This window comes from Micromonospora palomenae (assembly GCF_007829925.1).
GTDB lineage: Bacteria > Actinomycetota > Actinomycetes > Mycobacteriales > Micromonosporaceae > Micromonospora > Micromonospora purpureochromogenes.
The window spans coordinates 1,310,355-1,322,346 of record NZ_VIXA01000002.1; the positions used below are offsets into that span (position 1 = coordinate 1,310,355).

Here is an 11,992-nt window from a genome sequence, read left to right on the forward strand (position 1 = left end):
CTAGTACGCGCCCTTGCGGGCCAGTACCACGCCCACCGTCCGCCACAGGATGCTCAGGTCGTACGCCAGCGACCAGTTGTCGACGTAGTAGAGGTCCAGCCGGACCGCCTCGTCCCAGGAGAGGTCGGAGCGGCCGGAGACCTGCCACAGCCCGGTCATGCCCGGCCGGACCAGCAGCCGGCGCCGCACGTCACCCAGGAAGTCGCCGTCGTCGGCGGGCAGCGGACGCGGCCCGACCAGCGACATCTCCCCCCACAGCACGTTGATCAACTGGGGCAGTTCGTCTAGCGACGAGGCGCGCAGGAAGCGGCCCACCGGGAAGACCCGGGGGTCCTGCTTCATCTTGAACAGCATGCCGTCGGTCTCGTTCTGGTCGACCAGGCCGGCCAGCCGATCCTCGGCGTCGACGTACATGGTCCGGAACTTCCAGACCCGGAAGGTGCGGCCCTCGTGGCCCACCCGGGGCTGCCGGAAGAAGACCGGCCCGGGGTCGGAGATCCGGATCGCCAGGGCGATGGCCGCGAAGAGCGGGGTGAGCAGCAGCAGGCCCAGTCCGGCGGCGACCCGGTCCAGCAGGCTCTTCATCAGCAGCGCCGGGCCCGACAGGGTCGGCTCCTCGACGTGCAGCAGCGGCAGGCCCTCGATCGGGCGGATGTGCACCCGGGGGCCGGCGATGTCGGTCAGCTGGGGGGCGACCACCAGGTCGACGCCGGAGCCCTCCAACTGCCAGGCCAGCCGGCGCAGCTCACCCGGCTCGGCGCTGGCCGAGCCGCAGACCGCGATGGTGTCGCCGCCGACCTCGCGGACCAGGGCGAGGACGTCCCGGCCGGCGTACACCGGCACCGGGGTCTCGATGCCCCGGGCGGCGGCGTACCCGTCGGTGATGTGGATGGCGACCGGCACCAGGCCGGCGCCCGGGTTGCGGGTGACCGCCGTGAAGACCTCCAGGCACTCCGGCAGCGTGCCCACCAGCACCATCCGGTGCCCGGCGTGGCCGGCCCGGCGACGGACCATGTGCAGCAGGAAGCGGGCGGTCAGCCGCCCCACCAGGACCAGCGTCAACGCCCCGAGCAGGGCGAAACCGACCGTGTAGCGGGAAAGGTCGGTCTTGGTGGCGAACGCGATGAAGGAGACCGTCGCGGCGACCGCCACCCCACCCCGGATGACCCGCTTGAACTCGTCGGGACCCAGGCCGAGATAGCGCCGGTCGTAGGCGCGGTTGCCCCAGAGGATGACCACCCAGCCGAGCGGCAGCAGCAGGAACGCCACCGTGTAGAACCAGGTGGGGTCCTCCTGGGCGTTGTAGAAACCCGCCCGCGCCTGGCCGAACGCCTCCTGGGCCATCCAGTCGGCCAGCATCACGGCGGCGAAGTCGAGCAGCAGCAGGGCGATGGTGTACGGGCGGTGCCAGCGCGACACCCGGCGACGGGCCCTCGCCCACGCCGACCGGGGGACGCCATTGTGCGACGGCGGTGTCGGCGGCTGGATCTCGAAGCTGTCGACGTGCCGCACGAGTTTGCTCCGGCCTGTGTTGGTTACCGGGCGCTGGAGGCTTGTCGTCACCTCACCCATGTCCTCCCGCATGACACGCGCCGCTCACTCGCCGTGAGGGGCCCGGGTCGCCCACCGTTCCAGTCTCCCACGCTGCCAGTGGGCCGGACGCTGACCCGAAGGACATTGCGCCTGGTGTTGCCAGCAGGGATCCGGCCGGCTCCACGTCAGTTTTCGAAGCCGGGGACCGAGCCACTATACCGATGGATGGCGGCCCCGGTAGAGGCGCGGACGGGCAGCTTCCACGCGCTCGGGACGATTCCTCTCCGTAATCGCCGAGTGTCATCACTCACCGTACGAGCCGAGACAACCGACGGTCAGCGAGGGGCTTTCCGCCGGTCTGACAGGTCGGGCAGTACTGGAGGCTCGAATCGGCGAAGGACACCTCCCGCACCGTGTCGCCACAGACCGGACAGGGCAGGCCGGTCCGGGCGTGCACCTTCAGACCGGAGCGCTTCTCGCCCTTCAGCTCCGCCGCCCGCTGTCCCAGCGAGCGGCGGACCGCGTCGCCGAGCACCGCCCGGGTCGCCGCGTGCAGCGCGGCCAGCTGGTCGTCGGTGAGCCGGTCGGTGATCGCGAACGGCGAGAGCTTCGCCGCGTGCAGGATCTCGTCGGAGTACGCGTTGCCGACCCCGGAGAGCACCGCCTGGTCGGTCAGCACCCCCTTGACCTGGCCCCGCCGGCTGCGCAGCCGCTCGGCGAAGGTGGGCAGGTCGGCGCCGAGCGCGTCCGGCCCCAGCTTCGCCACCCCGGGCACCTGCGCCGGATCGGTCACCAGGTACACGGCCAGCTTCTTCTGGGTGCCCGCCTCGGTCAGGTCGAAGCCGGAGCCGTCGTCGAGGCGGACCCGCAGGGCGACCGGGCCCTTGCCGGGGCGCAGCGGGGTGGTGGACGGGAACGCCTCCCGGTAGTGCAGCCAGCCCGCCCGGGCCAGGTGCACCACCAGGTGCACGCCGCCGTCGACCACCACGTCGAGAAACTTGCCGTGCCGGCGGGCGTCCACCACCGCCCGGCCCGACAGCGCCGAGGGCGCCGGGTCGTACGTCTTCAGGGCGCTGATCGCGGCGACCTCGACCCGGTCGACCCGCCGCCCCACCGCGCGCTCACGCAGGTAACCCGCGAGCGCCTCCACCTCCGGTAGTTCGGGCACGTTCCAACGGTAGCCTTCTTTCCCGTGAGCGCGAGGAACGAGCTTGCGAGTCCCCGCCGCGAGTGCGAGGAGCGAGCGTTGCGAGCCCCGCAGTCGCGAGCAGAGAGCGGCACAGTCGCGAACGAAAGGCGAGCTCCGTGAGAATCGTGGTGGCGCACAACCGGTACCGGGAAGCCCAGCCCTCCGGCGAGAACACGATCGTCGACTCGGAGATCGCCCAGCTCACCGACGCCGGTGTCGAGGTGCTGCCGTTCATCCGCAGCTCCGACGAGATCCCGTCGATGTCGAAGGCGGCCAAGGCGCTGCTGCCGATCTCCCCGATCTGGGCCCCGCGCGCCCAGGAGGACCTGTCCCGGCTGCTCACCACGCACCGTCCCGACGTGCTGCACCTGCACAACCCGTACCCGTTGATCTCGCCCTGGGTGGTGCGGACCGCGCACCGGCACGGCGTGCCGGTGGTGCAGACGGTGCACAACTACCGGCAGGTCTGCTCCTCCGGCATCTACTTCCGGGACGGGATGATCTGCCAGGACTGCAAGGGCCGGGCGCTCGGCGTGCCGGCGGTCGTGCACCGCTGCTACCGCAACTCCCGCGCGCAGAGCGCGCTGATGGCGACCACCCTGGCCGTGCACCGGGGCACCTGGCGCTCGGTCGACCGGTTCATCGCGCTGACCTCGGCGATCGCCGACCACCTGCGGGACTACGGCATCCCGGACGAGCGGATCGTGGTCAAGCCCAACTCCGTGCCCGACCCGGGCCGGCCGGCCCCGCTCGGCGACGGGTTCCTCTACATGGCCCGGCTCACCCCGGAGAAGGGCCTCGACCTGCTGCTGGAGGCGTGGCGTCGGCACCCGGTGGGCACGCTGGGCACGCTGCGCGTCGCCGGCGACGGCGAGCTGCGACCGTTGGTCGAGGCGGCCGCCGCGGAGCGCGCCGACGTGGTCTACCTGGGCCAGCTCGACCGGGCCGGGGTACGCGCCGCGGTCGAGGCGAGCGCCGTGGTGATCGCCGCGTCGATGTGGCACGACGTCCTGCCGACCGTGATCATCGAGGCGCTGGCCAGCGGACGGCCGGTGCTCGGCACCGCGCTCGGCGGCATCCCGTACCTGGTCGGGGCGGACGGTCCCCGCGAGCCGGCCGGCACCGGGTCGGCCGAGATCGCCTCCGCGATCCCCGGCGAGGGTGTCGCGCCGCTGCCCGCCGGCGTGGTGACCGGCACCGCCGGCTGGGTGGTCCCGCCGGAGCCGGCCGCGATGGCCGCCGCCTTCCCGGTCGCGCGAGCCGGTGCCGCCGCGCTGTCCCAGCCGGCCCGGCTCCGCTACGAGCAGACCTTCCACCCCGACGTGGTCACCAAGCGCCTCCTCGACATCTACGCCTCCGTCACCCGCCCCTGACCCCGCCTGCCTCTCGCGCGCACTTTCAGGCTTTCGGAGCCGAAATAGCCACTCTTTCTCGGCAAGTGCGGCGGGGGTGAGGGGGTCAGCGGAGGGAGGCGCGGGCGGAGAAGGCGATGCTCGCCAGGAGGAAGCCGCCGTTGACGATCGTGAAGGCGATGATCACCCAGAAGGTGAGGGCCGGGGCGAGCATCAGGACCAGCGCGGCCACGAAGATCACCGCGCCGTAGTCGCGGACCAGCTTCACCAGGCGTACCGGCAGCGAGGTCGAGGTGACCATGCTGGCGGCGTTCGGGCCGGCCTGCATCACCGACGTCACCAGGTTGACCATCCAGGTGCCGGCGAAAACCGCGACCAGCCAGGTCGGCGTCTCCGGCCGCTGCGCCACGGCGGTCGCCGCCAGGGCGGCCACCAGCGCGATCTGGGCGGCCACGTCGCAGAGCACGTCCACCCGGGCGCCCGCCGCGCTGCCCTGCCCGGTCACCCGGGCCAACTGACCGTCGGCGCAGTCCAGCGAGTACGCGACCTGCCATCCGACCAGCGCGACCAGCCCGACCACCCAGGCCGGTACGTCGCCGGCGGCGACCCGGTCGGCGAGCGCCACCACGGCCACCGAGGTGGCCAGCCCGAGCACCAGGTTGGCGATGGTCAGCGCCGTCGGGCGCAGCCCCAGGCGCTGGGCGACCAGCGCGAAGACCGCGCCGAGCCACTGGCTGAGCGACTCGCTGAACAGGCCGCCGCCCCGGTTGACCCGGTGGAAGTCGGCAACGGTGGGACGGGGCTCAGCCACAGTGGTCGCGGATTGCACCGGCGTAGTCTGCCAGCCGCTCCCGCGTCTCGGTAGGCGACATCGCCAGGTGTTCGAGGATGGTGTACCGGTCCGGCCGGGTGGCCGGCGCGAACTGCACCGCCTCGACGAACTGGTCGTCGGTCAGCCCCACCTCGGCGGGGAGCCGGGGCAGCTGGTGCCGGGCCAGGCAGGCCGACATCTCGGTGAAGCGCCGCCGGTCGCCGCGCAGCCAGGTGCAGAACAGCGCCCCGAGCCCGGCCAGCTCACCGTGCGAGGCGGTGCCGGGGAAAAGCGCGTCGACGGCGTGCATGATCTCGTGGCAGCCACCGCTGGCCGGCCGGCTGGTGCCGCAGACCGCCATCGCCAGGCCGCTGGAGATCAACGCCTCGGCGAGCACGGTGACGAAGGCGTCGTCGGCCATGTCGCCCGGGTGGTTGAGGACCGCCTCGGCGCCCATCCGGGCCAGCGAGGCGGCCAGGCCGTCGACCGGCTCGCCCCGGACCTGCCGGGCCAGCTCCCAGTCGGCCAGCGCGCTGATGTTGCTCACCGCATCGCCGATGCCCGCCCGGTTGTGCCGTTCCGGGCCGCTCTCCACGAAGTCCAGGTCGACGATGACCGCGATCGGGATGTGCACCCCGTAGGAGCCCTTGATCCCCTCGCTGACCAGGCTGGCGACCGGGGAGGCGATCCCGTCGTTGGCCAGGCTGGTGGCCACGGTGACCATGGGGAGTCCGCGCCGGGTGGCGGCGTACTTGGCGACGTCTATCGTCTTGCCGCCACCGATGCCGACCACGGCGTCGTACGAGCGGGCACGGAGCTTGCTGCCCAGGTCGTCGGCGGCCTGCAGGGTGCCACCGGCGACGGTGAACACGTCGGCCGACCGCAGCGACGGCCGGATCAGCTCGGCGATCTGCTCGCCCTGCCCCGGCCCCACCACCACGGCCACGTCCCCGCCGGCGGAGATCCGCCCGTCGGCGAGGATCGCGGCGAGGTCGGCCACCGCCCCGCGCCGCACGTCGATGTGCAGCGGGGTCAGCACCGTACGAGCTAGTAGCGGCACGCGATCTCCCGCGCCCGGGCCAGGTCGGCGTGGTTGTCGACCTCGACCCACGAGACGTCCCCGATCGGCGCCGCGCGCACCTCGCCGCCCCGGTCGGCGAACTCCTGGTAGCCGTCCTCGTAGTAGAGGTTGGGGTCACGCCGCCAGGTCGCCTCCAGCGCGTCGGCGAGGGCGTCGGCCACCTGCGGCTCGATCAGCGTCGCGCCGATGTACTCCCCGTACGCCTCGCCCGGGTCCATGATCTTGGTGATCCGGGTGAGCTGGCCGGCGGCGTCGAAGGTGGTCTTCATCTCCTCCTCGGCCAGCGCCTTGATGTTGTCGATCGCCAGCAGGATGCCCGGCCCGCGCTCGGCGAGCAGGGTCTTCTCCACGCTCACCGGGTGCACGGTGTCGCCGTTGACCAGCAGCACGCCCCGGGCGAAGTGCTCCCGCGCCAGCCAGAGCGAGTACGCGTTGTTCCACTCCTCGGCCTTGTCGTTGTGCACGAGGGTGAGCCGGACGCCGTAGCGCTCCTCCAGTGCCGCCTGGCGCTGGACGACCGCGTCGGCGGCGTACCCGACCACGATCACGATCTCGGTGAGCCCGACCTCGGCGAGGTTGCGCAGCGCGATGTCCAGGATGGTGGTCTCACCGTCCACCGGCACCAGCGCCTTGGGCAGGGTGTCGGTGTACGGGCGCAGTCGGCGCCCCGCACCGGCCGCGAGCACCATCCCGATCATGCGGGGTCCTCCCTCGTACGACTCCAGGTCACCGTGGAGGATAGCCCCGCGTGACGGTGGGGCTGCCGTCAACGGGTGCAGAGCGGCTGTCGGCAACCTCGCCGCGGGGTTCCCGACGGCCTCTCAGCCGGGCAGGGCGGCCAGGTCGGCCAGCACCGCCAGCCGCTCCTCGGCGGTGAGCGCCGCGTACGGGCCGGCCGCGCGGCGGTCGGTCTCCAGCTCGATCGCCCGGCGTTCCGGCCCCTCCGGCAGCTCGCTGACGCTCGACGCGGTGTGCCCGGCGGCGGTCCACGCGGCGGCGTGCGCGTCGGCCCGGTGGTAACGCAGCGTGCCGAGGCGGTTCAGCAGGAGCACCCCGGGCGGCGTGCCGTCCGGCTCGTATGGCGGGGCCATGGTGGCGAACGCGGGCGTCGGCTCGGCGTCGGGCTCCCCGGCGAGCAGCAGCGCGTACGCCAGCAGCCGGCCGAACGCCTCGACCAGGCGCAGCACCCGGTCGTCGTGTCCGGCCCACAGTTCCTCGGTGACCTCGCCGTGCACCTGGTAGATCTCGGTGAGGAAGTCGGTACCGCGCTCGGTGGCGGCGAAGCCGCCGTCCGGCTGGCGGACGATCATCCCGTGCGCCACCTGTTTGTCCAGGGCGCGCTGGCAGGTGGCCGGATCCCGGTAGCGGGTGACGGCGGCGAAGCCCGCCCCGTCGACCGTTCCGCCCGGCGCGGCGAGCCGGGTGCGGAACTCGACCAGGAAGCCGGTGGCGGCCGGCCCGCCGTACCGCTGGCTCAGCTCGGCGCCGCCGCCGTCGCGGCCGGCGAGCATGCCGGCGACGAAGGTCCGGTCGACCGCCGGGGCGACCAACCCGGCGAACCGGTGCGGCGCCAGCTCGACGTCGGAGTTCACCGACCGATCGACCGCGGCGCGGCGACGGCGGTCCCGCCCGGTTCCAGATGGCCGTCGCCGATGTCCCAGGCATTGGGAAAAAGGCTCCGCTCGGGAGATCGGCGCTGAAGGAAGAGGCGGCCGTCGTCGTCCACGATCAGCGCGCCGGCGCAGCGGAGAGGCTCGGTGGGCACGTGCCGACAGTAGCGAGCGGGCGTCGGTCGCGCCGATGCCCGGTCTTGTCCCGGTCTGCCACGTGGGCCCACCATGTGGGTACCGGGTGCCGCCGTCCCAAAGGGGTGATGTGTGATGCAGGTTCGGGAAGCTATGTCCAACCAGGTGCTCATGGTGGGTCCGGAGCACACGCTCCGGCAGGCCGCCCAGATGATGTCGGCCCGCCGGGTCGGCTCGGCAGTGGTGATCGACCCCGAGTCCGAAGGGGTCGGGATCATGACCGAACGGGACGTGCTCAACGCGATCGGGGCCGGGCTGGACTGCGACGTGGAGCGCACGAGGGCACACGTGAGCTGGGACGTCGTCTACGCCGGTCCGGATTGGACGGTGGAGGAGGCGGCTGCGGCGATGGCCCGGGGCGGCTTCCGCCACCTGGTGGTGCTCGACGGCCGGGAGGTGGCCGGGGTGATCTCCGTACGCGACCTCATGCGGGTCTGGTCGCAGCAGCGGCTCACCGTGGGCTGAGTCCCGGCCGGGGGTCGTCCGCACCTGTCGCGGCGGCCCCTGACCGGCCCGAACGACCCGCTGACGAGAGTCCCGCTCACGTCCGTCAGTCGATCATCTGCCCGCATGTTGAACTTGGCGTGTATGCCGGTCGGACCGGCCGGGACAGGCCCTAGGCTCGTGCGCATGACCGCCGAGCAGCTGATCTCGTTCGCCCGTGGAGCTCCCTCGCTGGACATCGTCGATGTCGAGGGTCTCAAGGCAGCCGCCGTCCGTGCCTTCGACGCCGACCCCGCCGGAATCACGGCGTACGGCACCTCCGTCGGGTACCCACCCCTGCGGAAGTGGATCGCCGAGAAGCACGGCGTCGAGGCGGATCAGGTGCTGATCACCAACGGCTCGCTCCAGGCGGACGCGTTCCTCTTCGACCACCTGGTCCGCCGCGGCGACGCGGTGGTGGTGGAGCGTCCCACGTACGACCGGACCCTGCTCAACCTCCAGCGCATGGGCGGCGAGATCCACGGCGTCTCGATCCAGCCGGACGGCCTCGACACCGCCGAGCTGCGCAAGCTGCTGGAGTCCGGGGTGCGGCCCCGGCTGGCGCACGTCATCCCGAACTACCAGAACCCGGCCGGCGTGACGCTCTCTTTGGAGAAGCGCCGCGAGCTGCTCGACCTGGCCGTCGAGTACGAGTTCACGATCTTCGAGGACGACCCGTACGCCGACATCCGGTTCCGGGGCGAGGCGCTGCCGTCGATGCTCTCGCTGGACACCCGCAACGTGGTGGTGCACGCCTCCAGCTTCACCAAGACGGTCTGCCCGGGCGTCCGGGTCGGCTACCTGGTCGGGCCGGCGGACCTGATCGCCGACATCGCCAAGAAGGCGACCAGCCTCTACATCTCGCCCGGCATGGTCTCCGAGGCGATCGTGCACCAGTTCTGCGTCTCGGGCGCGATCGAGCGGTCGATCGAGACCGTGTCGACCGCCCTCGGCGAGCGGGCCCGGGTGCTCGCCGAGTCGCTGCGCCGGCACCTCCCCGAGGCCAGCTTCGTCGAGCCGGACGGTGGCTACTTCCTCTGGGTGGAGTTCCCGGCGGACGTGGACGTGGCCCGGCTCGCCCCGGCCGCCGCCGAGCGCGGCGTCGCCGTGGTCAAGGGCACCGACTTCATGGTCGACGGCGGGCAGCACGCGCTCCGGCTGGCCTTCTCCGCCGTCACGGCGGACCGGATCGACGAGGGCGTCCGCAGGCTGGCGGAGGCCGTGGCCGCCGTCCGGGGCTGAACATCTGTCGGGTTTCCGACAATCTGGCGATGCCGGCCGGCCCGGGGCACCCCTCGGGCCGGCCGGCGGCTCACAATGCTGCGAGCGTCGCTCACCTGCCCACGCGCGGCCGGGTCACCGGTCGCGCCGCCCGTACGCGCGCGACGCCGCCCGGCATCACCCCCCGCCCCCACCGGCGCCGGGTGGGCCGCGTCGCCCCCTCACCCCCCTGAACGCGGCGCGGCCCACCCGGCGCCACCCCTTCGTGATCTTGCGCCGGTGGCGGTGGATTCCGTCCGATCGGGCGTATTGGCAGTACACCCGCGTGATCACCGAAGCTGCCGGCGAGCCGGCCGGCGCGGGGCGACGCGGCCGGCGGGGGCGTAGCCTGCAAGCCGCAGCAGCGTGGGGAGGGGGACGCCATGACGGACCGGGTCCAGCGGGAGCGGTCGACGAACCAGCAGACCGGGCGGGTGCTCAGCCCCCGCGCCTGGACGGCGCCGGTCCGGGCGATGTCCCGCATCCTCAACGCCGACGGTTCCCCCCGCATCCCGGCCCCGGCCGGGCCCGGGCGCAGCGGCGTGGTCGACTGCGGCCTCTACGTCGACGGGGAACGCCAGCCCGGCCAGTGGCACTACGCCGACGCGCTGGAGGCGGCCCGCAGGGAGCGCAACGCCTTCGTCTGGCTCGGCCTGCACGAGCCGGAGCTGGCCGAGATGACCGCCATCGCGGAGACGTACGGCCTGCACGAGCTGGCGGTCGAGGACGCGGTCAAAGCCCAGCAGCGCCCCAAGCTGGAGCGCTTCGGCGACGTCACCTTCCTGGTGCTGCGCACCGCCCGCTACTGCGAGCACGCGGAGCTGACCGAGAACTCCGAGGTGGTCGAGACCGGCCAGGTGATGCTCTTCATCGGGCCGAACTTCCTGATCAGCGTCCGGCACGGCGACGCCTGCCGGCTCGCCCCGGTCCGCGCCGACCTGGAGGCCAAGCGGGACCTGCTGCTGCACGGCCCGTGGGCGGTGGCGTACGCGATCACCGACCGGGTGGTGGACCTCTACCTGGAGGTGGCCGACCAGCTGGAGGACGACCTGGACGTGCTGGAGGCCGACGTCTTCGACCGGCAGAGCAGCGGCCGGATCCAGCGGATCTACCAGATGAAGCGGGAACTGGTGGAGTTCAAGCGGGCGGTGATCCCGTTGCAGCGACCGCTGCTGACCCTGACCGCGCAGGTCAACCGGGAGGTGCCGCAGGAGGTGCGGCGCTACTTCCGGGACGTGCAGGACCACCTCAGCCGCACCGTCGAGCAGGTCAACTCCTACGACGACCTGCTCAACTCCATCCTCCAGGCGCGGCTGGCGCAGGTCACCGTCGACCAGAACAACGACATGCGCAAGATCGCCGCCTGGGCCGCCATCGCCGCGGTCTGGACCGCCTTCGCCGGGGTCTACGGCATGAACTTCGAGAACATGCCCGAGCTGAAGTGGACGTACGGCTACCCGGGCGTGCTGGCCCTGATGCTCGCCATCTCGCTGGCGCTGTACCGCTGGTTCCGCCGCAACGGCTGGCTCTGACCCGCACGCCGGCGATCCACGCCGACGCCGGTCGGGCCGGCGGGCGCGCGACCGACCCCGGACACGCCGGCGGCGCGGGAGTCGCCTCCCGCGCCGCCGGCGATCCGCCTGGTCAGCGACGGCTGCTGGACTTGGCGCCGTTCTTGCCGAGCGCCTTGCTCAGGTCGTCCGCCGGCCGGCCGGAGACGTCCGTGGCGCCCTCGGCGACCGAGGGAACCTTGTCGCTGGGGTTGATCACCGGCTGGGTGCCGGGGGTGGTGGTCGAGGCGCTGTCGCCACCGGCCACCGCCGAGCTGCCCGCGCCGGTGGGGCCACCGGCCGTGCCGGCGCCGCTGGACATCGTGGACGAGTCGGTCACCTTGCCTCCGTTCGCCGAGGGGGTCTCCACGACCAGGGTGTCCACCTCGTCGCGGACGGTCTCGACGCCCTGCGTCGGGTCGTACTCGGCCCACTCCTGCTGCTCGCGGCGGCGGCGCATGGCCATCGCGCCGGCCACCCCGGCGACCGCGCCGGCGGCCAGCAGGCCGGTCATCATCGACCCGCTCTTCTTCTGCTTCTTCTTGGCGGCCTTCAGGTTCTTGGCCTTGGCCTTCTTGCTCATCGCCGTCTGCTTGGCGGCGGCGGCCTTGCGGCCGGTGAGGGCCTTGCCCGCCGTCTGCGCCTGGGCGTTGCGGACCGCCAGGGCCAGCGGCGCGAGCGCCGCGACCGTCGACGCGAAACCGCTGGACGCCCGGTCCCGCACGACGACGGCGGTCGGCGTGACGACGCCACGGGCTGCCTGGACCCGCGGCCCCACCGTGGCGCCGGCACCCTTCGCCGCGTACGTGGCGGCCTGCCTCAGGTGACCGATGCCCTGGTTGAGCTCAGCCTTCGCGAGCTGCCCCTGGGTCTTGCGCCGCCCGATTCCAAACACGGTCCCACCTCCTGGGAGTTGTTCCTTCGTCAT

At 72.6% G+C, this 11,992-nt stretch carries 12 protein-coding genes; 4 read left to right on the plus strand and 8 right to left on the minus strand.

Annotation, left to right across the window (positions count from 1 at the left end):
* Positions 1-1,572, minus strand: a complete 1,572-nt coding sequence (locus FHX75_RS17260) for a sugar transferase (RefSeq protein WP_211364523.1) — start codon at positions 1,570-1,572, stop codon at positions 1-3.
* Between the two features lie 268 nt (positions 1,573-1,840).
* Positions 1,841-2,701 (minus strand): Fpg/Nei family DNA glycosylase, encoded by an 861-nt coding sequence (locus tag FHX75_RS17265; RefSeq protein WP_154941194.1) that lies wholly within the window; start codon positions 2,699-2,701, stop codon positions 1,841-1,843.
* Positions 2,702-2,838: 137 nt separating this feature from the next.
* Here FHX75_RS17265 and FHX75_RS17270 point away from each other — a divergent pair, with 137 nt between their 5' ends.
* Positions 2,839-4,095 carry a glycosyltransferase family 4 protein gene (locus FHX75_RS17270; protein ID WP_154941195.1) on the plus strand — a complete coding sequence of 419 codons (1,257 nt, stop codon included), beginning with the start codon at positions 2,839-2,841 and terminating at the stop codon, positions 4,093-4,095.
* An 85-nt stretch (positions 4,096-4,180) separates the two neighbouring features.
* On the opposite strand, the gene FHX75_RS17275 is transcribed toward FHX75_RS17270, so the two are convergent.
* From FHX75_RS17275 to FHX75_RS31690, 5 genes are all read right to left on the minus strand, one after another.
* Positions 4,181-4,903, minus strand: a complete 723-nt coding sequence (locus FHX75_RS17275) for a CDP-alcohol phosphatidyltransferase family protein (protein ID WP_154941196.1) — start codon at positions 4,901-4,903, stop codon at positions 4,181-4,183.
* Positions 4,878-5,945 carry an iron-containing alcohol dehydrogenase family protein gene (locus FHX75_RS17280; protein WP_154941197.1) on the minus strand — a complete coding sequence of 356 codons (1,068 nt, stop codon included), beginning with the start codon at positions 5,943-5,945 and terminating at the stop codon, positions 4,878-4,880. The genes FHX75_RS17275 and FHX75_RS17280 overlap by 26 nt, the downstream gene beginning before the upstream one ends.
* On the minus strand, positions 5,933-6,664 hold the full coding sequence (locus tag FHX75_RS17285; protein WP_154941198.1) for a phosphocholine cytidylyltransferase family protein: 732 nt from the start codon (positions 6,662-6,664) through the stop codon (positions 5,933-5,935). Before FHX75_RS17285 ends, FHX75_RS17280 begins: the two co-directional genes overlap by 13 nt.
* A 123-nt stretch (positions 6,665-6,787) precedes the next feature.
* A complete protein-coding gene (locus tag FHX75_RS17290) occupies positions 6,788-7,558 on the minus strand; it encodes a hypothetical protein (protein ID WP_154941199.1) in 771 nt (256 codons plus the stop codon).
* Positions 7,555-7,731: an NUDIX domain-containing protein gene (locus tag FHX75_RS31690; RefSeq protein ID WP_246158139.1), complete on the minus strand. Its 177-nt coding sequence runs from the start codon at positions 7,729-7,731 to the stop codon at positions 7,555-7,557. The genes FHX75_RS17290 and FHX75_RS31690 overlap by 4 nt, the downstream gene beginning before the upstream one ends.
* Before the next feature lie 115 nt (positions 7,732-7,846).
* Between FHX75_RS31690 and FHX75_RS17300 the strand changes: the two genes are divergently transcribed.
* The 3 genes from FHX75_RS17300 (at position 7,847) to corA (ending at position 11,046) form a co-directional block, all read left to right on the plus strand.
* Positions 7,847-8,236: a CBS domain-containing protein gene (locus FHX75_RS17300; protein ID WP_154941200.1), complete on the plus strand. Its 390-nt coding sequence runs from the start codon at positions 7,847-7,849 to the stop codon at positions 8,234-8,236.
* Between the two features lie 165 nt (positions 8,237-8,401).
* The gene (locus FHX75_RS17305) at positions 8,402-9,496 is read left to right on the plus strand and encodes an aminotransferase-like domain-containing protein (protein ID WP_154941201.1); all 1,095 of its coding nucleotides are present in this window, start codon (positions 8,402-8,404) and stop codon (positions 9,494-9,496) included.
* 401 nt (positions 9,497-9,897) lie between these two features.
* Positions 9,898-11,046: a magnesium/cobalt transporter CorA gene (gene corA / locus FHX75_RS17310; protein WP_154941202.1), complete on the plus strand. Its 1,149-nt coding sequence runs from the start codon at positions 9,898-9,900 to the stop codon at positions 11,044-11,046.
* A gap of 112 nt (positions 11,047-11,158) precedes the next feature.
* Here the strand turns inward: corA and FHX75_RS17315 are convergent, their stop codons facing one another.
* Positions 11,159-11,992, minus strand: a complete 834-nt coding sequence (locus tag FHX75_RS17315; RefSeq protein ID WP_154941203.1) for a hypothetical protein — start codon at positions 11,990-11,992, stop codon at positions 11,159-11,161.

What these genes read in the sequence shown, in the direction of transcription:
- FHX75_RS17305 (WP_154941201.1), top strand. Translation starts at nt 8,402, where the DNA reads ATGACCGCCGAGCAGCTGATCTCGTTCGCCCGTGGAGCTCCCTCGCTG.
- FHX75_RS17285 (WP_154941198.1), bottom strand. Translation starts at nt 6,664, where the DNA reads ATGATCGGGATGGTGCTCGCGGCCGGTGCGGGGCGCCGACTGCGCCCG.
- FHX75_RS17260 (WP_211364523.1), bottom strand. Translation starts at nt 1,572, where the DNA reads ATGGGTGAGGTGACGACAAGCCTCCAGCGCCCGGTAACCAACACAGGC.
- corA (WP_154941202.1), top strand. Translation starts at nt 9,898, where the DNA reads ATGACGGACCGGGTCCAGCGGGAGCGGTCGACGAACCAGCAGACCGGG.
- FHX75_RS17300 (WP_154941200.1), top strand. Translation starts at nt 7,847, where the DNA reads ATGCAGGTTCGGGAAGCTATGTCCAACCAGGTGCTCATGGTGGGTCCG.
- FHX75_RS17315 (WP_154941203.1), bottom strand. Translation starts at nt 11,992, where the DNA reads ATGACGAAGGAACAACTCCCAGGAGGTGGGACCGTGTTTGGAATCGGG.